We start from the raw sequence: 21200 nt of genomic DNA on the forward strand, positions 1-21200 counted from the left end.
GTACCTCCACTCAAAGAATAATACATATTTCTTTATAGTAATCATAATTCGTGGAATAAATTTTTGAAAGAATTTTATTTTTTGTAACTTTTATACAGGGATTTTCATGTATAATAAAGAATATATTAATATAATATTTTAATAATACTCATTATAACAGTGAATATGTATAGTAGCTTCCGATGAAACGTCTCGCCTTAATTAGGAGGACGTGATAAACAATTCTTTTTTTTCATATACATATAGAAAATAAAAAAGAAAGTGAGGGTTGCATATGGCTGGATGGGTAGTTTGGTTTATTATAGCCGGTATTTTATTTATAGCAGAAATGTTATCGATTACCTTTTACATGTTATGGCTTGGAATTGGAGCGGTTGTCGGAGGTCTTATTGCATTGTTTGCTCCAGATGCACTATTTTTACAAGTTGTTGTAGGAGCAATTGTAAGTTTAACATTGACTTTCTTTACGAAACGAATCTCTAAAAATTTTCGAGAGGCAAAAGGATTTATCGATACTGTCGATAAATTAGCTGGTAAAAAAGGAATTATCCTGCAAGCGATTACAAGTGAAGGGAATGGGATCGTGAAAGTGGATGGCGATACTTGGACTGCTATTTCAGATGTTCCCATTTCTACTGGGGAAAGAGTCATTGTTATAAAGAGGAGCAGCACTGTTTTATATGTGAAAAGGGAGAGTGAATAAAAATGGTAGCATTAACATTAACGATTATTTTTGCATTAATTGTCATTGTATTTATCGCGTTAACAATTAAAATCATGCCCCAACAAAAGGTAGGTGTGGTTGAAAGATTTGGTAAATTCCAACGCATCATGCAGCCAGGATTAAATCTAATAATCCCAATTGTAGATCGTATACGTGTATACCATGATTTACGTATTCAACAAACAAATGTGCCACCACAAAAGGTAATTACGAAAGATAACGTACAGGTAGAAATTGATACAATAATTTTCTATCAAATTGTTGAACCGGAACTTGCGACATATGGTATTTCTAACTATGAATATGGTGTTCGTAATATTACATCTGCAACAATGCGTCAAATCATTGGTAAGATGGAGCTGGATGAAACATTATCAGGGCGTGAAAAGATTTCAACAGAAATTCGTCTAGCTCTTGACGAAGCAACAGAGAAGTGGGGCGTTCGTATTGAACGTGTGGAAGTTGTTGATATTAATCCACCAAAAGATGTGCAGGTATCCATGGAAAAACAAATGAAAGCAGAGCGTAATAAGCGTGCGATTATTCTAGAAGCAGAAGCGGCTAAACAAGATAAAGTTCTTCGTGCTGAAGGGGAAAAACAAAGTAAAATCTTGATGGCTGAAGGGGATAAAGAAGCGCGTATTCGCGAAGCAGAAGGTATACGAGAAGCGAAAGAATTAGAAGCACAAGGGGAAGCAAGAGCAATTGAAACGATTGCGAAAGCAGAACAAAACCGAATCGAATTAATACGTGCAGCGGACTTAGATGAACGCGTTCTTGCTTATAAATCATTTGAATCGTTAGCTGAAGTAGCAAAAGGACCAGCAAATAAGGTCTTCATCCCATCTAATGCAATTGAAACACTTGGCACACTTGGTGCAATCGGTGAAATTTTTAAAGAAAAACAAGCGAAGAAATCACCTTCGTCGGATACATCGAAAGAACAATAACTAATGAGAGAGAAATGGGCTGCCATTTCTCTTTTTTTATCATTTTAACAGAGAAGACCCCCTCCTCTAAACGAAGTGAAGGTGGGGGTAGTTCAATTAGGGAGAATTGTACAAAACAGGCTGTAGATATTTTGAAGATTTGTATATCATTTATATTTGCTCTAAGTGAGGCTAGGTAAGAAAAGACATTATTTTTAACTTACACTTAAACTTTGGTGCAACACAAATTGAAAATGGAATTCTAGTATGTAAGGTCTAATTTAAAAGTCTAGTAAATATATATTACATAAAGCTTGTACATATCCATGTTTGAACTACCACCACTTACTCATTGGTCTGTGCTCTTCACGTTCCTTGAGGTGGGGGCTTCTCACCTAAAATGATAAAGAAGGTGATACATTGAAAAAGTATGCAACTCGTATACATGGAAAGAAATTTCTATTTTTAATCTTATCATATGTATTTGTAGTGATAGTGGCGGCGTCTATTGTGACCTCGCTTTTACATACTATGAAATCTTATTATGCGAGTCAGTGGTTTGGAAAAGTATCAATGCAAGGATTTATTCAAATGTTTGAGAGTGAAAATCGTTATTTTGCATCGGATTATTTTAAAACAAATAAACGAGAGTCTGTTGGGAATTTATTGTTTTCTATCACAACAGATCTGAAAATACATGATTTACGAACGTTCGTTGGCAAAGAAGTACCGGGGATGTCAAAGTACTATTCTAATATTATCGTAGCTGGAGAAGGAACGGACTATACGAATATTCCGAATGAATCTAGTGTACCGATTGAAGAGGTAACGAAAGAACGGGAAGTAGCGAAAGATAAAGTCACAGAAGCAGACAAAAAGAATCCTGTACAAAAAAATAAAAACGATGCAAAAGGTGAAAAAGCTGTATATATTTATCACACGCATAGTTGGGAGTCCTTTTATCCATTGTTACCTGGGGCGAAGAGTCCATCAAGTCCGGATGTAAATGTCTCGCTTTTGGGAGAGCGTCTAAAAGAACAGTTGGAAGGGCAGGGAATACCGGTTCTTCATGACAAAATAAACATGGGTGATTTATTGGCGAATAAGAAATGGAAATGGTATCAAGCATATACCGCATCTCATGGATATGTGAAAGAAGCCTTGGCACAAAATGATAAGATTATGTTTCCAATTGATATTCACAGGGACGATCAGCGGAAGAATGTTACGACAAAAGTGATTAATGGCAAATCCTATGCGAGGTTATATTTTATAATAGGGATGGAAAATGCAAGGCGTTCTGATAATGAAAAGATTGCAAGAGCGATAAATTCGTATTTAGACGAAAACTATTATGGGTTAAGTAGAGGGATTTTTCCAAAGTATAAAAAGGATGGAAATGGAGTCTATAATCAAGATTTATCGAAAAATGCCATGCTTATCGAAGTTGGTGGCGTTGATAATACTTTAGAAGAGCTATATAACACAATTGATGTGTTAACTGAAGCATTTAGTAAATATTATTGGGATGCGGAGAAGGTGAATGAATGATGTGAAAGGAACAGGGAACTGTTCCTTTTTTACATGTCCCTTAAAAATTTTACTAGAATTTCATAATGTGAAATAAGGCAGTAGTTTTGAGTTGAGATTGTTTTATAATAATTTAAAATTCTGTCAATTTAAAAGGGTGACAGAATTTCTAAACTTATTTGTATAGTAAACTTCAAAATGTATATATTGGAGGGGTAAAAATGGCGATTCGAACAGGGGCTCAGTATATTGAAGGATTAAAGGCAAGAAATCCTGAAATTTGGATTGGTGGAAGAAGAATAACCGATGTTGTGAATGAAGATGTTTTTCGAGAACCGATTTTACAAATTGCTAAATTATATGATATGCAGCATGATCCAGAGTATCAGGACAAGATTACCCATATATGCGAAGAGACAGGAGAGCGGGTTTCGAATGCATTTTTAGTGCCAAAAAATTATGAGGACTTAAAAGCACGCCGCGAATTGTTTGAAGTATGGGCAAAGGCTACATTTGGTTTAATGGGCAGAACACCAGATTTTTTAAATGTTACAGTTACTTCAATGGCGAGCAATGCATGGTTTTTTGAAAAATTTGATTCCTCATGGGGGACTAATATAAAAAATTATTATAAACATATACGTGATCAAGATTTGTTTTTAACACATGCGATTATCAATCCACAAAATGATCGAAGTAAAGCCTCACATCAGCAAGAAGATGCAACGATGCATTTAGGTGTAGTGAACGAAACAGAAGAGGGAATGTATGTAAGCGGAGCTAAGATGTTAGCGACACTTGCACCAATTACAGATGAGGTAATCATTTATTCTTATCCAAGTTTTAAGCCGGGTGATGAACGTCATGCAATTTCTTTTGCAGTTCCTATTGATGCACCGGGTTTAAGGATCCTTTGTCGCGAGCCAATGCAAGATGGAAAACGATCCTTGTTTGATCATCCACTTGCATCAAGGTTTGAAGAAATGGATGCACTCCTTGTATTTCATAATGTGTTTATTCCATGGGATAAAGTGTTTATCTATCAAAGTGTAGAGGCTGGAAATCAGCTGTATCCAAAAACAGGAATTGGTCATCAACCAGCACATCAATCAGGAGTACGAGGATTAGTGAAACTTTCTTTTGCAGCAGAAGTGGCTATAAAACTAGCAGATTCAATTGGAGTAGACGGCTTTTTAAATGTACAAAATCAGTTAGCAGAATTAATACAAGATGTAGAAACAATCCGTGCACTCTTGCAAGTAGCAGAATATGAGTATGAAACGAATGCATATGGTGAAGCTGTTCCTGCGAGACTACCGCTTGATACAATACGTAGCTTATTACCTAAAATGTATCCACGTGCTATTGAAATTATTCAAACCATTGGGGCTGGTGGCCTACTAATGTCGCCAACAGGTGCCGACTTTATGAATCCAGAGATTCAAGAGGATATGTATAAATATTATATCGGGCGTGAAGGAGTATCTTCTGAGGAACGCGTTCGATTATTTAAATTAGCTTGGGACTTATGCGGTGAAGCGTTTGGACAACGCCTATTACAATATGAGCGTTATTATTCTGGTGATCCAGTGAGAAAAATGGGCATGTTTTATAATGCGTACAAAAAACAACAATCGCTGTCACTTGTGGACAGTGCCTTGCGAACGGAATTATCTGGAAATTCATTAAGGTGACAATAAAATGATCGCGCTTACATTTTAAAATAAAAAAGGAAGGAGTGGCAAATAGATAACAAGAATTTTACTGTTAGGATGTAAATCTTCTTACATGTTTTAGCTATATATGAACCGGAAAATATGTAACTGGAATAGAGGAGGTAAGTTATTGTGATAGCATCTATCAGTAAAATTTGTAAAATTCTAAATTGTTTTACGAGTGGTGAGCCGGTGTTAGGAAATTCTGAAATTGCTGCAAAATTAAATATGAACCCGAGTACAGTTCACCATCTTGTCCGTACATTGTGTGAAGAAGGAATGTTAATTCGAGATGAGCAGAGAAAATATCGACTGGGATGGAAATTGTTGGAGTGGGGCAATCAAGTGATGTTTCAACAAGAGATTTATAGCGGGGCGATTCCAATCGTTGAAGAACTTGTAAGGAAATTTAATGGGACGGTGCATATCGGTATGTTTGACCGTGGAGATGTTGTATTTATTTTGAAAATTTCATCAAAGGATTCTGTTCAAATATCAACTCATGTCGGATCAAGAAAACCTGCATACTGCACAAGTACAGGAAAAGTTCTTCTTTCATTTAATCCTTCTTCTTTAGAGTATACTTCAGAAAATGGGCTGCTGCCTCGAGCACCAAATACAATTACTTGTATGAAGAGATTTCAAGAAGAGTTACAGACAATTCGTAAGCAAGGTTATTCCATAAGTGATAACGAAAATGAACATGGATTATATGGCATTGCGGCTCCTATTCGTTCTTACACCGGGAGAACTATTGCGGCTCTTAATATTGTTGGTCCGAAAACGTATATGCAAGGAAGCAATCGTCAAGTCATGATTCGAAGTGTGATGAATACTGCAAATTTAATTTCAAAGGAATTTGGTTATTTAGACATTTAATCATAACTGTAAAAGAGAGGTGAGAATCATTTATATACATGATTATAGTGTACCTGAATTGGAAAAATCGATTGTTTCTATTGGTGCTTTTGATGGTGTGCATAAAGGACATCAGACCGTTATTAGAAACGCGGTGGAGAAAGGGAAAGAGCTACAGATTCCAAATGTCGTGTATACATTTGATCCACCACCACGTTCTTATTTTCAGGGAGCACAAGTGCTAACGCCAATTAATGAGAAGTTAAATCGATTTCAGGAGCTCGGTGTTGAACATGTAATTGTTATTCGTTTTGATGAGTTGTATGTAACGAGAAGGGCTAGTTACTTTATTCAAGAATTACAAAGATTATGCCCAATTGAAATTTATGTCGGAGAAGATTTTCGATTTGGAAAAAATCGCGAGGGTGATATAGAGCTACTGATGAAATACTTTGATGTTTCTATCGTCGAAGAGGTTTGCTGCGAAGAAGGTGAACGAATTTCATCAACGAGGATACGGAATCACTTATTTCAAGGAGAATTACAAAGGTCTCAATCCTTATTAGGATGGCCTCTTAAAACAATATAAGCGAATGAATTATAAGGAGGAAAAAACATGTCAAAAACATTACAATCTTTTAATTTACTAAAATGGATTGATGAAAATAAAGAGTTATTGAAACCACCGGTAAATAACAAGGTAATTTGGCAGGACTCAGAGTTTATTGCCATGATTTTAGGAGGGCCAAATAGAAGACGTGATTTTCATGTTGATCCTTCAGATGAATTCTTTTATCAAATAAAAGGCGAATGTTATGTGGAATATATTACGGAAGAAGGGAAACGTGAAGTTGTTACAGTGAAAGAAGGAGATGTGTTTATGTTACCAGCGATGGTGCCACATTCACCGCACCGCGTTGCAGACACATATGGATTAGTAATTGAAAGGAAACGTAACCAAGGAGAACTTGAAGATTTTGTTTGGTTCTGTGATGAGTGTAATCATGAAATGCATCGCGTACGGGTTCAATTAACCGATATTGAAAAACAAGTGAAAGAAGCGATTCATAGTTTTAATTCAAATAAAGAAGTTCGTGCGTGTAAAAACTGCGGACATATTATGCCAGAAGAAGTGGAGGAATGGAAGTGCGAATAGATTTTCATACACATATTATTCCTGAAACATTTCCGGATTTTGAGGAGAAGTTTGGTGGTGGACGTTGGCCGATATTAAATCGCACTTGTACATGTGGTGCTGCGATTATGGTTGGTGGGAAAAACTTTCGCGATGTGACAGATCAAGTATGGTGTCCGGAGAAAAGAATTGAAGATATGAACCGTGAAGGTGTTGATATACAAGTATTATCACCAATTCCTGTTACATTTTCCTATTGGGCAAAACCAGAAGAAGCTGAAGCAATGGCGCGTATTCAAAATGATTTTATTGCGGAAACCGTCTTGGCATATCCAGATCGTTTTGTTGGATTAGGAACAGTGCCAATGCAAGATGGAGAAACGGCAGTTCGTGAGATGGAGCGATGCATAACAGAATTAAACTTACATGGAATTGAAATTGGAACGAATGTCAATGGGAAAAATTTAGATGATCCATCATTTATTGAGTTTTTCCAGATGGCTGAAAAATGGCAAGTCCCAATTTTTATTCATCCGTGGGAAACATTAGGGCGAGATAGAATGCCGCATCATAATTTTATGTATACAGTTGGGATGCCAAGTGAAACGGCTCTTGCCGCAGCCACACTTATATGGAGCGGGATAATGGAGAAGTTTCCTAGGTTAAAAATTTGCTTTGCTCATGGTGGAGGTTCTTTTCCATATATTTTGCCGCGATTAGATCAAGGGTGGCAAGTATGGCCACATCTGAGATTAACTACATATCCTCCGAGCCATTACGCAAAGAAATTTTACTTCGATTCTTTAAACTATGATCCTATCAACCTTAAATATATGATAGAGCGATTTGGACATGAAAAGATTTTTATGGGGTCGGATTATCCGTTTTTACTACGAGAAATTCAGCCAGGTAAAGTAATTGACGAGACACTTGATTTATCAGAGGAGCAAAAGGAAGCTATGCTTGGCGGAAATGCAGCGAGTTTCTTAAATATTGATATGAAAAAAAGAGGTGTAGTATATGCAGAAAGTACAAACACCAGAGAGTAAATTAAATGAAATGGGACTCACACTACCAGCTATTCGTCCAGCGGTAGGTAATTATGTAAGTTGTGTAAGGGTCGAAAACTTATTGTTTACTGCTGGACAAGGTGTTGACCAGTACCATGGGAAATTAGGTAAAGATGTATCAATAGAAGATGGATATAAGGCAGCTAGGCAGTCTATGTTGAACTTATTAAGCGCTGTAAAGAATGAACTCGGTGATTTAAATAAGGTGAAACGAGTTGTGAAGTTACTTGGATTTGTAAATAGTACAGAAGATTTTATTGATCAGCCAAAAGTGATGAACGGTGCATCCGATTTATTAGTAGATGTTTTTGGTGAAAAGGGAAAGCATGCTCGTTCCGCTGTTGGAATGGCTCAACTACCGAATAATACAACAATTGAAATCGAGATGGTTTTAGAAATTGTAGAGTAGGAGGTAAAGAGTGTGAATAAAGAACTATTAGCTGAAAAAATGAAAGTAAAAGATGCGAAGTTATTTATTGATGGTCAATATGTCGATGCGATGTCCAGCGAAACGTTCGATACGTTCAATCCATCGACAAATAGAAAACTTGCCTCTGTTGCACAAGCAAATGAAGAGGATACTAAGCGAGCAATAGACGTGGCGGGGCGTACATTCACAAGTGGTATCTGGAGTAAAATGCCTGTGGAAGAGCGCTCAGCTATTTTATGCAAAATGTCAGATTTGATTATGCAAAAAGTAGATGAATTAGCGTATATAGAGACACTTGATGTCGGAAAGCCAATAAAAGAAAGTCGTGGTTTTGATATTCCGCGTTCTGCACATAATTTTCGTTTCTTTGCCGAGATGGCAAAGTATATAGTACATGAACATTATGATAAGCATAACTTTATGTCATATGCAAAATACGCACCAGCAGGAGTAACGAGCTTAATTATTCCTTGGAATTTGCCATTTATGCAGATGACGTGGAAGGCGTCAGCTGCACTAGCCGCTGGTAATACAGTAGTTGTGAAACCAGCATCTTACACGCCGCTAAGTGCAGTCATGCTTGGTGAAATTGCGAATGAGGCCGGGCTACCTCCAGGTGTACTGAATATTATTACAGGGCCAGGCAGTACGGTAGGAACGAAAATGACGACGCACCCGTCTGTAAGACGTATTTCATTTGTGGGGGAAAGTAATACAGGGAAAACAATTATGCGGAATGCTTCAGAAAACTTAATACCAGTTTCATTAGAATTAGGCGGAAAATCAGCAAACATTGTATTTGAAGATGCTGACTTAGATGAAGCGGTACAAGGATCGATTGAAGCAATTTATCGGAATCAAGGAGAAATTTGTTTAGCTGGTTCAAGATTACTTGTACAGGAAAGCGTATATGAACAGTTTCTAGAGAAATTTGTAAAAGCGGTGAAAAACATAAAAGTGGGAGACCCTCTTGATGAAGATACAGATATGGGAGCGCTTGTTTCGAAATCACATCTAGAAACAGTTGATCAGTACGTGGAAATAGGTCTTTCAGAAGGAGCAAAATTAGCCCATGGCGGAAAAAGAATCGAGAGTTTAGCACAAGGGAACTTTTATGAACCGACTATATTATATGATGTCGATAATCGTATGCGTGTAGCTCAAGAAGAGATTTTTGGTCCAGTTTTAGTTGTTATACCATTTAAAACAGAAGAAGATGCAATTCGTATTGCAAATGATTCTATTTATGGTTTAGCGGGAGTTGTTTGGACAAATGATCTTAGAAGAGCACAACGAGTTGTTTCGCAAATTGATTCGGGATTATTATGGATTAATTGTTGGTATGTGCGAGATTTACGTACCCCATTTGGTGGTTCTAAGGCAAGTGGTATTGGCCGAGAAGGTGGACGCCATAGTTTTGAATTTTATACAGAAGCAAAGACAGTTACGATGAAATTATAAAGTGAAACTTCCATCAGTGGGGGCTTCACCAATCGGGCTTTTACGGGCAGTTATCCCCCGCCTATCTTTTTTGCTTCTCTCTGAAACCTGAGGTGGGGGTCTTACTGCCTGCGAATAGCTGGGTAAAATGAATGTTCCATCAGTGGAATGGTATTTCCACTGATGTGTTCTAAATATAGATTTTAAAAATGAGGTGAGATAAATGCAAGTGTTAATAAAGGAATTAGCAGATGAACTTATACAGGCAGAACAAACGTGTAGACCAATTTCGCCTTTCACGGAAAGGTATTCAAATCTATCAGTTTTAGATTCGTATAACATTCAGCTCGAAGTAGTGGGACGAAAGTTAAGACAAGGCCGCACAGTGATTGGGAAGAAAGTTGGACTTACGAGTAGTGCAATGCAGCAAATGCTTGGGGTAGATGAACCAGATTACGGACATTTACTAGATGATATGAAAATAGAAAGTGGAAGTGTAATCTCGGTAGATTCGTTTGTATCTCCAAAAGTAGAAGCGGAAATTGGATTTGTTTTAGCTGAGGATTTAAGTGGACCTAATATTACATATGTAGATGTGCTAATGGCAACGAAATATATTGTACCTACACTTGAAATTCTTGATAGTCGTATTGCAGATTGGAAGATTAAGCTTGTCGATACAGTAGCAGATAATGGTTCTTCTGCAAAAGTAGTTGTTGGTGAAAAGATGTCCAATGTATCTGAAGTAGATTTGCGTACGGCTGGAATGGCCCTCTATAAAAATAATAGTTTAATTGCTACTGGAGCAGGAGCAGCGGCATTAGGACATCCTGCACAAGCGGTTGCTTGGCTAGCGAATAAACTTAGTGAATTTCATATTTCATTGAAGGCAGGGGAATTAATTTTGCCAGGTGCATTATCGGGCGCTGTTTCAGTTCAATGTAATGATGTAATTCAAGCCGATTTCGGATCTCTTGGTTCGGTTTCTATTAAATTTGTATAGTTTTATAGTTGTGTGAAAAGGAGGGGATATATGTGGGGAAAGTGAAGGCGGCTATTATAGGCTCCGGAAATATCGGTACGGATTTAATGTATAAATTAAGAAGAAGTGAAGTAATTGAAATGACTGCCATGATAGGGATAGATTCTGAATCAGATGGATTAAGGCGAGCGAAGGAAGAAGGATATGAGATTTTTGATAATGGTATACAAGCAATTATTGAGAATCCTAGCATAGCGGATATTATATTTGATGCAACTTCAGCCAAAGCTCATATTCGTCACGCGGAAGTCTTAAGAGAGTTAGGGAAGCTAGTGATTGACTTGACCCCTGCAGCATGTGGCCCATTTGTTTGTCCAGCTATACAAGATGCTACTCATGTAGAAATGCGAAATGTCAATATGATTACATGTGGTGGGCAGGCAACAATTCCAATTGTTCATGCAATCAATGAAGTAGCGGACGTTGCGTATGCGGAGATAGTTGCTACGATTTCTAGTTTAAGTGCAGGTCCAGGTACACGGGCAAATATTGATGAATTTACGATTACAACAAAGCGTGGGATTGAAGAGGTTGGGGGAGCAGACTGTGGGAAAGCACTTATTATATTAAATCCTGCGGATCCTCCTATTTTAATGAGAGATACAGTATATTGCGAAGTTAAGCATATGGATGAATTCATTATTGGGCAAGCAATTTGTAAGATGGTTGAAGTAGTTAGGTCATACGTTCCAGGATATTCTTTGAAACAGGAACCGATGTTTGATGGGAACCGTGTGACTGTATTTTTAGAGGTAGAAGGAGCTGGAGATTACTTTCCGCCGTATGCTGGTAATTTAGATATTATGACAGCAGCGGCATTAAAAATTGGTGAAGGATTTGCATCTCGAATAATTGGAGAGCAGAAGCGAGGTGTGATGAGTGAAAAGAAATAGTGATATGTCAATCAAAATAACTGAGGTTTGTTTGCGTGATGGAAGTCATGTAATGAGGCATCAATTTACAGAGGAACAAGTTCGGTCTGTAACTAGGTCGTTAGATGAGGCTGGTATGCATTATGTTGAGGTTAGTCATGGGGATGGATTAGGTGGTTCCACTTTGCAATATGGAAAATCGTTAGTAGATGAAATGAAACTCATTGAAGCGGCAGTGGAAGAATGTAGACAGTCAAAGGTAGCTGTGTTACTTATTCCTGGTATTGGCACTGTCCATGAATTAAAACAAGCAGAAAGCATTGGAGCAAGACTTGTTCGTGTAGCAACCCACGTAACGGAAGCGGATGTTTCCGCTCAACATATTCATTTTGCACGAGAATTGGGTATGGAAGTATGTGGTTTTTTAATGATGGCACATTCGGCACCGATACAGAAATTGGTAGAACAAGCAAAACTTATGGAAAGTTATGGGGCACAAGCTGTCTATGTAACAGATTCAGCTGGAGCTTTATTGCCTCATGAAGTACGTGAATGTATCCAGGCATTACGTCAATCTCTAAATATCGAAATCGGCTTTCATGGCCACAATAACCTTTCTGTTGCAGTAGCGAATACGATTACTGCAATTGAAGAAGGAGCAACCCGAATTGATGGAAGTGTCCGCTGCCTTGGAGCTGGAGCTGGGAACGCGCAAACAGAGGTATTGTTAGCTGTATTGGATCGGATGGGATATACGCTAGATGTAGATTTGTATAAAATGATGGATTTGGCAGAGGATATTGTTGCACCGCTGTTACCAGGGCCACAAGAAATTCAAAAAGGTAGTCTTGTCATGGGATACGCTGGTGTATATTCAAGCTTTTTACTACATGCTGAGAGAGCTGCTCATAGATTTGGTGTAGATGCTCGTGATATTTTAATAGAACTTGGCAAGAGAAAAGTAGTTGGTGGACAAGAAGATATGATTTTAGATGTAGCAGCTGAATTAGCAAAGATAAAAACGGGGGTGTAAAATATGGCTTTAGTTAAAGGAGCAGATTCAGAGATTATTGAATATTTACTTCAGGCGGAGAGGGAACGAAAAGAAGTAGTAAAGGTAACAGATCAGCATCCGGATTTAACAGTAGAAGATGCTTACATATTGCAAAAACAATTAGTTGAGCAAAAGATGAAAGAAGGATCCAAACGAGTTGGTGTAAAGCTTGGGTTAACGAGTAAAGCGAAACAACAAATGATGGGGATTGAGGAAGCAATTTACGGTTATTTATTACATGATATGTTAGCGTTTGAATGGGAACCTGTGCAGTATGAAACGTTGATTCATCCAAAAGTAGAACCAGAGATTGCCTTTTTAATGGGAGATGATTTACAAGGTACTAGCGTTACAGCGGATGATGTATTAAAGGCAACGAAATATGTTACGCCAGCTTTGGAAATTATTGATAGTCGTTATTTGAATTTTAAATTTACATTGCCTGATGTAATTGCAGATAATTGTTCATCCTCAAAATTTCTATTAGGAAGCAAATGGATTAACGCTCAGGAAATAGACTTAGCTAATGTTGGAATGGTTATGTCGAAAAACGGTAAAACGGCGACAACTGGTACAGGGGCAGCTGTACTTGGACATCCGGCAACAGCAATTGCTTGGGCGGTAAATAAACTTGGATTACAAAATGAAGGGTTAAAAAAAGGTGATATTGTGCTAAGTGGGGCATTATCTGAAGCGGTTGCTTTCAAAACTGGAGACGCTATTATTGCGCAGTTTGAAGGATTGGGTAGTGTATCGATGTTTTGTGAATAAAGAGCAAAGCGAGAGATGGGTATGCCAATTGTACAAATTCAAGTTATTGAGGGTAGAAAACAGGAGCAGATTCAAAATCTCATTTCAAATGTTACAGATGCAGTTGCAAAAAGTTTGGATGTAGATGTTGAACGTGTACGTGTACTAGTAAATGAGATTCCGGGTTCGCATTGGGGTGTCGGAGGAAAGGCGAAAGGTAGTGTGGAAGAAAAATAGTGTTGTTGAGTAAAAGTAATTCTTATTTTTAATAAGAATTACTTTTTGTTTGTAGCGCGAAAGTAAGAGGGTTAGATGGTGATACGCTTCATCTAACTTGGATAAGGTGTCTAAATTATAGGGAATTTTTATAAGGATGCTCTTGCAATAAAATAGAAAAAATGAGTATAATGAAAAAGTAGTTAGTCAAACTAATTACTTTGGAGAAGGATATTGAAAAAAGGAGAAGCTGGGAGCAATGACTTCAAAAAACGATTCTCATCCTTTAGGGATAGAGCCTTATGCAAAGTTGATAAAAACGACAGCATCAGCAGACACGGACCCAATCGCAGCAAAACTTGGTTTACTGATGCTATGGACATCTGATGATGTTTTGGATGCAGTTGATCTGGATTTAGCGCCACTTGGAATTTCTGAAAGTAAATTAGATTTTTTATTGTTGTTTATTTTACGTGAAATTGAATTGAATGAGGAAGAAGCTAGTATGAGTCCTTCAGCTATTGCAAACCGCTTAGGAATTACGCGCGCTTCAGTCACTGGATTATTAGATTGGATGGAAAAACGCGCATTAATTGTAAGGTACCACCATGCTGAAGATCGCAGAAGATTAAAGGTGAAGATTACTCCGAAAGGAAAAGAACTTGTTTTTCTTTCCTTACCAACTTTTTGGTCTTCGTGTGCATCATTGGTGGAAGATTTTAATCAAGAAGAACGTCAAATATTAGAGAAATTATTAAATAAGATGCAAATAAACATGCGATTGAAAGTGGGAGAAGGTAGGTAAATAAGTTGATTATAAAAATCAACTTATTTATTCGGTTATATAGTTAGGTTACCTAACTATATGTGTGGCTAACAAAATGAGAGGAGGTGATGAAATAATTAAATCAATATTGTATTTTCGGTAAAGGAGTTGAAAAGGGTTAAGTTAAGTAGAGGGCGTAAAAAGCAATAATTTTTTATGATTTTATTTTAGGCACGTTTGAGGCGCGGAATGTAAATATTATGAATTTAAATGACAACTTTATTAAAGAGGAGGATTTAAGTTGCAAATTTCAAAAGAAGTGAATTCTATAAAGAATTATGCGTTAATGACAGCTGTTTTATGCTGGTCGGGTATGGCAGTTATGTCAAGTCTTTATGTCACAATTCCGTTGATTCCGCTATTTGCAGATTTTTTTCATGTTTCACTAACGCAATCTGCAATTACTGGTAGTATGTTTTCACTCGGTTTTGCGATTGGTTGTTTGCTATTTGGTGCGATATCTGATAAGTATGGTCGAAAGAATGTTATTCTGATTGGACTAATTGGGTTGGCGATTATTTCCTTATTATTGGGCTTAGTCAATAGCCTATCTTGGCTTGTTGTGCTACGCGGGTTACAAGGTATAACGGCAGCTACTTTTTCTCCAGTAGCGTTAGTTTACGTTGTAGAATCGTTTCCGGTAGAAAAGAAGGTTACAACCATAGGATTTGTTAGTACTGGTTTTTTAGTAGCGGGAATTGTAGGTCAAGTTATGAGTGCTGTAATTAGTCAGTATTTTGGATGGCATATGGTGTTTTTTCTTCTTAGTAGTGTATATATAGTTACTGCTTTATGGATTTATTATGCTCTTCCAAGAGGAGAATCGTCTCAATCATACGCGGATATATTAGGACCAGTGAAACAAATGGGTAAGGTCTTCACGCAAAAAAACTTAGTATTAAGCTATATGATTGCATTTGTCTTATTAATGGCTTTTGTAAATATGTATACTGTTTTAGGAAACTATTTAAGTTCTTCTAACTTTCAGTTATATGCAGAACAAATTCTCTACGTTCGCTTAGCTGGATTATTTGGAATGTTGCTTTCACCACTTGCAGGGCGTCTAACAATGAGATTTGGTGTTAAGCAGGTTCTTCAGGGAGGATTATTAATAGCCATTCTTAGTTTAAGTTCATTGGGGTTTATTTCTAGTCTTCCTTTTCTTATAATTATGAGTGTGTGTTTTGTTGTCGGAATTGCTTTATCTGTCCCGGCATTGGTCACTCTTGTCGGAGAGTTAGGTGGGAAATCAAGGGGAATAGCAGTTTCAATTTATACTTTCATTTTATTTTTAGGAACAAGTATAGGGCCTGTTATCTCTATTTATCTTATGGATATTGGTGGATATTCTCAGACTTTTGTTTTACTAGGCTTAATACTCTTCGTAGGATTGATTTCTTCTCTTTTCATTAACAATGAATCTATTTTTGATGAGGCTTAAAGTCGATTCATGCAGCTTGAACAAACATTGTAATTCTCCTCATCTCCGTATATAATAGTGTCTTAGGAGTATTATACCATATTCAAAATTCCGAAAATTCTAGTAGTTTGACTAGGAAAATGAAAAGTATTATATTGTAAAAGGTCATAATTAAACGAGAAATAGAATGGAAAGCAATTATTGAGTTAGGAGTTTAGACCCATGAGTTCGAGATATGGAAGAGATACAATTGTTGAAGTTAACTTAGATGCTGTAAAACATAATGTAAGAGAATTTAAAAAACGTGTGAATGATAAAAATATTGCAATGATGGCAGCGGTAAAAGCAAATGGGTATGGACACGGGGCGGTTGAAGTTGCAAAAGCGGCAATTGAGGCAGGAGTGAATCAACTTGCTGTTGCTTTTGTAGATGAAGGAATCGAACTACGCGAAGCAGGAGTTACTGTGCCGATTTTAGTTTTAGGTTATACACCAGTGGATGTTGCTAAAGATGCTATTGGGTATGATATTATGATGACGGTATATAGAATAGAGGATCTAAAAGGTATCAATGAAATTGCTAAGCAACTTGAAAAGAAAGCGCATATTCAAGTGAAAATAGATACAGGAATGAGTCGCATTGGTTTACAAGAAGAAGAGGTTGCGCCATTTTTAGAAGAACTAAAAAATATGAAATATATAGAAATAGAAGGTATGTTTACACATTACTCTACAGCTGATGAAATTAATAAAACATATACAAATATGCAAACGAGTTTATTTGAGAAAGCTGTAAATACAGCGAAGGAAATGGATATTCATCTTCCGTATATCCATAGTTCAAACAGTGCTGGATCAATGGAGCTAAGCAATACATTTCAAAATATGGTTCGTGTTGGAATCGGGATTTATGGTATGTATCCTTCGAAAGAAGTAGATCATACAGTTGTTTCTTTACAGCCAGCACTATCATTGAAGTCGAAACTGGCTCATATTAAGCACGCGAAAAAAAATCGTGGTGTAAGTTATGGGAATACGTATGTAACAACAGGAGAAGAATGGATTGCGACTGTTCCAATTGGTTATGCAGATGGGTATAACCGTCAGCTGTCGAATAAGGGGCATGCGTTAATTAATGGAATTCGTGTACCAGTTCTTGGGCGCGTTTGTATGGACCAGTTAATGTTAGATGTTACAAAAGCAATGCCTGTACAAGTAGGAGATGAAGTTGTTTTCTACGGTAGACAAGGTGAGGAAGAAATTTCTGTAGAAGAAATCGCGGATACATTGGGTACAATTAACTATGAAGTGACTTGTATGCTAGATCGAAGAATTCCACGCGTATATAAAGAAAATGATGAAACGACTACTGTTGTGAATATATTAAGAAACAAATGAATTAGTAAAGGACTGAATCGCTAAGATTCAGTCCTTTACTAATTCATTTTAACCGAGAAGACCCCCTCCTCTAAACGAAGTGGAGGTGGGGGTAGTTCAATTTAGTAAATCATAATAATCATACCTTGTTGTAATCTCAAAACCACACTGTTTATAAAGTTTTAGAGCATTATCGTTTTTAGTTTCAACCTCTAATTCAATCTTCGTTCTTCCCTCAGTTAATAGCTGATGTACGATGTACTGCAAAATGCTTTTTCCATATCCTTTTCCATGATAAGAAGGATGAACAGCAAATCCGGATAAGGAAGTAAATCCGTTTTGTTTATTTACTGTAATGGTCCCAATTGGCTGTTTATGGATGAGAGAAATATATACTTGGTGAGTAGGAGAAGACATTATTTTTTGTAACCAGGAGGATGTATTTGTCAATGAATCACCAAAAGCTTTACTAGATATTTCTAAAAGAGTAAGAAATGTCGCAGTCGATACAGGGATAAGCTCAATCGTATGTTTTTGTATAGTCGTTTGTTGTGTATCTAACTGAAACTCCATACCGTACTCGCTGTATAAGTATGGTAAGTTAGCTTGTTCGGCAAATTCTTTTCCAGATGTTGATGCCCCGTTTATGATGAGCAAGACTTCATCAACATCTCGTTGTTGTATTTCTTCCATGGCCGTTTGTAAAAGAGTAGTTCCTACTTTTTGTTTTCTGAAATGAGGGTGGACAAATCCTGTTAATTCAAGTTTTGTCGGTCTTTCAAATTCATACATGTTTAACACACCGATTAATTGTTCATTGTTATAAAAAAGAAAATCGTTTAGCCGGTTTTCTTTTCGATTCTTAAGAATATTGACATGCAAATCTGCTGGATAATCGATGCCATCGTTTCGCCTACAAATATGAGCTAAATCTATGATGTGCTGTATTTCAGGTATTGTTAATCGTTTCTTTTTTTGAATTTGCATAGTGTAATCTCCTTAAGAGTATTTTAGAAGAAGACGGGGTGTTGTAGCCACTCCTCTAAATCCACATTTCCTTGAACGGATAATAATCGATATAAATATCGGTACGGTGCCCTACATTGTTCTAAATTAGGAAGAGGCATAATTGTTTCGTAACCTTGTCGGAATGCATGATCTTCATAACCTGGGTGTAATGTGTCTATAGATAGGATAGGGGAGGTAAATAGGCCTTGTAACATAAGAAAACTCCTTTTCTCTAAAAATTCAATAAAATAATTATATATCATCTAGAAATAGAATATATAAAAATTTCCAAATTAGTGTCGAATTTGTGTAAATAAAGCCATTTCTTTGAAAAAATAGAGAATTTTTAGTATGATAATACTAAGAAAATATATCTGTTTTGGGGGTAATCAATGAAAAAAATATTTGAATATGTTTTATTAACAATTGGATCGATTATTGTAGCTGGCTCATTGGAGCTGATTTTGGCACCAAATGGACTGGTAGATGGTGGGGTAACAGCCATTTCTATTATGGCGAATAAAGTTGCTGGATTACCGCTTTATGGTGTGTTTTTAGGACTTAACATTCCTATCTTATTATTTACTGCAAAAGTAATGGGGAAAAAATTCTTTATTCGTACGTCCTATGCCAACGTTGTAACAACTCTCGGATTAATTTATTTGAAGCCATTTCCAGCTATCACAACGTCTGAATTACTAATTGTATTGTATGGTGGAGTATTATTTGGAATTGGTGTTGGAATTGTTGTGAAGATGGGTGGTGCAATTGACGGGTCAGAAATGTTAGCGGTCTGGATGAACAAACATTTTAAAGTGCCGATTAGTACATTTTTACTTGCTGTAAATGCTGTTATTTTTGTATTTGTCGCTATTTTGTTTTCAATCGAGCAAGCAATGTTCTCACTTGCAATTTTCTATATTGTTACGAAGATGATTGATTTCATATTAGATGGCATTAATCAAGGCAAGAGTGTCATGATTATTTCGAGTAAGAATAAAGAAATTGGTGAACTTCTTATGAAGGAGTTACAACTTTCAGTTACGTATCTACATGGAGAAGGTGGTTTTTTAGGAGAGCACCAGAGAATTATCTACTGTATTACAAACCGTTTTATTTATCCAAAGATGAAAGATCTCGTTCTCTCTGTAGATTCAAGTGCCATCATTGAAGCTTCTTATTCAACGGAAACAACTGGCGTAAAACGCCCAGGTATCTCATCACGTTCAGGGCAAACATCAAATGATTAGGCATGTAAAAAAGCTGTTCCTTGCAATTATTTCTGCAGGGAACAGCTTTTTTTTGCAAACCAAGCTTCTTTTAATAATGTTACAACAGTTTCGATTGCATCAATCGGTATCCCTCCGAAACCTAATAATACATGAGCTTCTTCTTGCAAATTATTTACTGGATCGTATATGGATAGAGGGTAAAGCTTTACATGTTTTTCAGCAGCTGATTGAATGAGTTCTTGTTCATTCATGCCGTTATGAACATGTAGTACAATGTGAAGTCCAGATTGATCCCCAAGTATATTAACACCAGTGCCCATTTGATTCACAAGTGATTTGACTAGTTTATGATGTTTTTTCTTATATAATGTACGAACGCGGTTTAAGTGCCGATCCCAATCTCCTTTTTGGATGAAGTTAGCAAGAGCAAGCTGTTGTATTTTAGAAACAGTTTGTTTAAAAATGCCGCCTAAGTTTTTATAGACTTCCAAAAGATGATTAGGAAGAACGATATAGCCCATTCTTAAGGAAGGTAAAAACGATTTTGAAAAAGTTCCCATGTAAATAACACGTTCATTTGTATCAAGCCCTTGCAGTGAGGGAATAGGTTTTCCAACGTAGCGAAATTCCCCGTCATAATCGTCTTCAATAATATAACCAGAGCGATCATTAGCCCAGTTTAATAACTCAAGCCGCCTTGATAAAGGCATAATCATGCCATATGGAAATTGATGAGAAGGCGTAACATAAGCAACATTCGCATCGCAATTATTGAGAGATGAAATGTTCATTCCTTGCTCATCTAATGAAACAGGATGAAAAGGAAGGCCGCAGCTTTGAATAATAGCTTTTACGCGGTGAAACCCAGGATTTTCGATTGCGTATGATTTTTGCTGCCCAAGTAATTGAATAAGTAACCAAAGAAGGGGTTGTGTACCAGCACCAATAATAATTTGGTTAGGTGTGCAATGAACCCCGCGAGCATGATACAAATATTTTGCAATGTGAGTACGAAGTATATATTCTCCTTGTGGATCTTCTTTTGTAAATAATTCGTTTTCATATTGGAGTAAACATTCTTGTAGGGCTCTTTTCCAATTTGAGAGTGGAAAGGCTGTTTGATCGATGTTTCCTTGATTACAATCAAAAAAGAGCGATTCTGTTTGTTTTTTTTCAAATTGGTAAAATGGAGCATGTTGTTTATATGGTATAACATCTACATCTACTTCCGTAACAAATATACCACGCTTCGGTTTACTGTCCACATAGCCTTCCGCGGATAACTGCTGATAAGCTGATTCGACTGTAATGCGGCTAACACCAAGTTGTAATGCTAAATTTCGGTGAGAAGGGAGACGTGTTCTGGCAGGGAGCGTTCCCTTTAAGATTTCTTGTTTCATGTAGTCATAAATTTGTATATAGATGGGTGTTTTACTTTCTAATTGTAGAGGAATGGTTAAATCCATTACATGCGCTCTCCTTTAAAACTGGCCTTATAAAAAAGGGATGAACTGCCACTTAAGGAAAGGGCAGTCTCTATTTATAATAATAATATAACATTTAGAAAATTTT

22 protein-coding genes are annotated in these 21200 nt (G+C 36.8%); 19 read left to right on the top strand and 3 right to left on the bottom strand.

The features are described 5' to 3' along the window. The first annotated feature begins 274 nt into the window (after window positions 1-274). The 18 genes from C564_RS0111975 (at window position 275) to alr (ending at window position 17409) form a co-directional block, all read left to right on the top strand. Window positions 275-703, top strand: coding sequence for an NfeD family protein (locus C564_RS0111975; RefSeq protein WP_003197168.1), 429 nt, complete (start codon window positions 275-277; stop codon window positions 701-703). 2 nt (window positions 704-705) lie between these two features. Beyond that, window positions 706-1674, top strand: coding sequence for an SPFH domain-containing protein (locus tag C564_RS0111980; RefSeq protein ID WP_003197170.1), 969 nt, complete (start codon window positions 706-708; stop codon window positions 1672-1674). Between the two features lie 399 nt (window positions 1675-2073). Next, entirely contained in the window at window positions 2074-3204 is a 1131-nt protein-coding gene (spoIIP, locus tag C564_RS0111985; protein WP_018765488.1) for a stage II sporulation protein P, read from the top strand. Between the two features lie 200 nt (window positions 3205-3404). Further along, window positions 3405-4877 (top strand): 4-hydroxyphenylacetate 3-hydroxylase family protein, encoded by a 1473-nt coding sequence (locus C564_RS0111990; protein WP_018765489.1) that lies wholly within the window; start codon window positions 3405-3407, stop codon window positions 4875-4877. A gap of 153 nt (window positions 4878-5030) precedes the next feature. Further along, a complete protein-coding gene (locus C564_RS0111995; protein ID WP_016114611.1) occupies window positions 5031-5777 on the top strand; it encodes an IclR family transcriptional regulator in 747 nt (248 codons plus the stop codon). 19 nt (window positions 5778-5796) lie between these two features. After that, window positions 5797-6345, top strand: coding sequence for an FAD synthetase family protein (locus C564_RS0112000; RefSeq protein ID WP_003197178.1), 549 nt, complete (start codon window positions 5797-5799; stop codon window positions 6343-6345). Window positions 6346-6372: 27 nt separating this feature from the next. After that, window positions 6373-6912: a 3-hydroxyanthranilate 3,4-dioxygenase gene (gene nbaC / locus C564_RS0112005; RefSeq protein ID WP_018765490.1), complete on the top strand. Its 540-nt coding sequence runs from the start codon at window positions 6373-6375 to the stop codon at window positions 6910-6912. Then, window positions 6897-7940: an amidohydrolase family protein gene (locus tag C564_RS0112010; RefSeq protein WP_033794804.1), complete on the top strand. Its 1044-nt coding sequence runs from the start codon at window positions 6897-6899 to the stop codon at window positions 7938-7940. The genes nbaC and C564_RS0112010 overlap by 16 nt, the downstream gene beginning before the upstream one ends. Then, a complete protein-coding gene (locus C564_RS0112015; RefSeq protein ID WP_018765492.1) occupies window positions 7912-8370 on the top strand; it encodes a RidA family protein in 459 nt (152 codons plus the stop codon). The genes C564_RS0112010 and C564_RS0112015 overlap by 29 nt, the downstream gene beginning before the upstream one ends. A 12-nt stretch (window positions 8371-8382) precedes the next feature. Further along, complete coding sequence (locus C564_RS0112020) at window positions 8383-9852, top strand: aldehyde dehydrogenase (protein WP_003197186.1); 1470 nt, start codon at window positions 8383-8385, stop codon at window positions 9850-9852. A 202-nt stretch (window positions 9853-10054) separates the two neighbouring features. Beyond that, window positions 10055-10834 (top strand): 2-keto-4-pentenoate hydratase, encoded by a 780-nt coding sequence (locus C564_RS0112025; protein WP_018765493.1) that lies wholly within the window; start codon window positions 10055-10057, stop codon window positions 10832-10834. A 32-nt stretch (window positions 10835-10866) separates the two neighbouring features. Further along, a complete protein-coding gene (locus C564_RS0112030; protein WP_018765494.1) occupies window positions 10867-11766 on the top strand; it encodes an acetaldehyde dehydrogenase (acetylating) in 900 nt (299 codons plus the stop codon). Continuing rightward, the gene (gene dmpG / locus C564_RS0112035) at window positions 11753-12778 is read left to right on the top strand and encodes a 4-hydroxy-2-oxovalerate aldolase (RefSeq protein ID WP_018765495.1); all 1026 of its coding nucleotides are present in this window, start codon (window positions 11753-11755) and stop codon (window positions 12776-12778) included. Before C564_RS0112030 ends, dmpG begins: the two co-directional genes overlap by 14 nt. Before the next feature lie 3 nt (window positions 12779-12781). Next, on the top strand, window positions 12782-13570 hold the full coding sequence (locus C564_RS0112040; RefSeq protein WP_006094636.1) for a 2-keto-4-pentenoate hydratase: 789 nt from the start codon (window positions 12782-12784) through the stop codon (window positions 13568-13570). 15 nt (window positions 13571-13585) lie between these two features. Further along, window positions 13586-13786, top strand: a complete 201-nt coding sequence (locus tag C564_RS0112045; RefSeq protein ID WP_006094637.1) for a 4-oxalocrotonate tautomerase — start codon at window positions 13586-13588, stop codon at window positions 13784-13786. 238 nt (window positions 13787-14024) lie between these two features. Beyond that, window positions 14025-14570, top strand: a complete 546-nt coding sequence (locus C564_RS0112050; protein ID WP_003197200.1) for a MarR family winged helix-turn-helix transcriptional regulator — start codon at window positions 14025-14027, stop codon at window positions 14568-14570. Between the two features lie 262 nt (window positions 14571-14832). Further along, entirely contained in the window at window positions 14833-16032 is a 1200-nt protein-coding gene (locus C564_RS0112055; RefSeq protein WP_018765496.1) for an MFS transporter, read from the top strand. 201 nt (window positions 16033-16233) lie between these two features. Then, window positions 16234-17409 carry an alanine racemase gene (gene alr / locus C564_RS0112060; RefSeq protein WP_006094640.1) on the top strand — a complete coding sequence of 392 codons (1176 nt, stop codon included), beginning with the start codon at window positions 16234-16236 and terminating at the stop codon, window positions 17407-17409. A 96-nt stretch (window positions 17410-17505) separates the two neighbouring features. Here alr and C564_RS0112065 read toward each other — a convergent pair whose 3' ends face one another. Together C564_RS0112065 and C564_RS0112070 are read right to left on the bottom strand one after the other, a co-directional pair. Further along, complete coding sequence (locus C564_RS0112065; protein ID WP_018765497.1) at window positions 17506-18375, bottom strand: GNAT family N-acetyltransferase; 870 nt, start codon at window positions 18373-18375, stop codon at window positions 17506-17508. A gap of 23 nt (window positions 18376-18398) precedes the next feature. Beyond that, window positions 18399-18611, bottom strand: coding sequence for a hypothetical protein (locus C564_RS0112070; RefSeq protein ID WP_018765498.1), 213 nt, complete (start codon window positions 18609-18611; stop codon window positions 18399-18401). Between the two features lie 177 nt (window positions 18612-18788). Here C564_RS0112070 and C564_RS0112075 point away from each other — a divergent pair, with 177 nt between their 5' ends. Next, entirely contained in the window at window positions 18789-19646 is an 858-nt protein-coding gene (locus C564_RS0112075) for a YitT family protein (protein ID WP_003197206.1), read from the top strand. A gap of 26 nt (window positions 19647-19672) precedes the next feature. On the opposite strand, the gene pdxR is transcribed toward C564_RS0112075, so the two are convergent. After that, window positions 19673-21094 (bottom strand): MocR-like pyridoxine biosynthesis transcription factor PdxR, encoded by a 1422-nt coding sequence (pdxR, locus tag C564_RS0112080; protein WP_018765499.1) that lies wholly within the window; start codon window positions 21092-21094, stop codon window positions 19673-19675. Window positions 21095-21200: the final 106 nt, after the last annotated feature.

Origin of the sequence: Bacillus sp. 105MF (genome assembly GCF_000374885.1) — a bacterium.
Lineage (GTDB): Bacteria > Bacillota > Bacilli > Bacillales > Bacillaceae_G > Bacillus_A > Bacillus_A pseudomycoides.

What these genes read in the sequence shown, in the direction of transcription:
- C564_RS0112015 (WP_018765492.1), top strand. Translation starts at nt 7,912, where the DNA reads ATGCAGAAAGTACAAACACCAGAGAGTAAATTAAATGAAATGGGACTC.
- C564_RS0112040 (WP_006094636.1), top strand. Translation starts at nt 12,782, where the DNA reads ATGGCTTTAGTTAAAGGAGCAGATTCAGAGATTATTGAATATTTACTT.
- C564_RS0112045 (WP_006094637.1), top strand. Translation starts at nt 13,586, where the DNA reads ATGGGTATGCCAATTGTACAAATTCAAGTTATTGAGGGTAGAAAACAG.
- alr (WP_006094640.1), top strand. Translation starts at nt 16,234, where the DNA reads ATGAGTTCGAGATATGGAAGAGATACAATTGTTGAAGTTAACTTAGAT.
- C564_RS0112010 (WP_033794804.1), top strand. Translation starts at nt 6,897, where the DNA reads ATGGAAGTGCGAATAGATTTTCATACACATATTATTCCTGAAACATTT.
- pdxR (WP_018765499.1), bottom strand. Translation starts at nt 21,094, where the DNA reads ATGGATTTAACCATTCCTCTACAATTAGAAAGTAAAACACCCATCTAT.
- C564_RS0112075 (WP_003197206.1), top strand. Translation starts at nt 18,789, where the DNA reads ATGAAAAAAATATTTGAATATGTTTTATTAACAATTGGATCGATTATT.
- C564_RS0112025 (WP_018765493.1), top strand. Translation starts at nt 10,055, where the DNA reads ATGCAAGTGTTAATAAAGGAATTAGCAGATGAACTTATACAGGCAGAA.
- C564_RS0112070 (WP_018765498.1), bottom strand. Translation starts at nt 18,611, where the DNA reads ATGTTACAAGGCCTATTTACCTCCCCTATCCTATCTATAGACACATTA.
- nbaC (WP_018765490.1), top strand. Translation starts at nt 6,373, where the DNA reads ATGTCAAAAACATTACAATCTTTTAATTTACTAAAATGGATTGATGAA.
- C564_RS0112050 (WP_003197200.1), top strand. Translation starts at nt 14,025, where the DNA reads ATGACTTCAAAAAACGATTCTCATCCTTTAGGGATAGAGCCTTATGCA.
- C564_RS0112065 (WP_018765497.1), bottom strand. Translation starts at nt 18,375, where the DNA reads ATGCAAATTCAAAAAAAGAAACGATTAACAATACCTGAAATACAGCAC.
- C564_RS0111980 (WP_003197170.1), top strand. Translation starts at nt 706, where the DNA reads ATGGTAGCATTAACATTAACGATTATTTTTGCATTAATTGTCATTGTA.
- C564_RS0111975 (WP_003197168.1), top strand. Translation starts at nt 275, where the DNA reads ATGGCTGGATGGGTAGTTTGGTTTATTATAGCCGGTATTTTATTTATA.
- C564_RS0111990 (WP_018765489.1), top strand. Translation starts at nt 3,405, where the DNA reads ATGGCGATTCGAACAGGGGCTCAGTATATTGAAGGATTAAAGGCAAGA.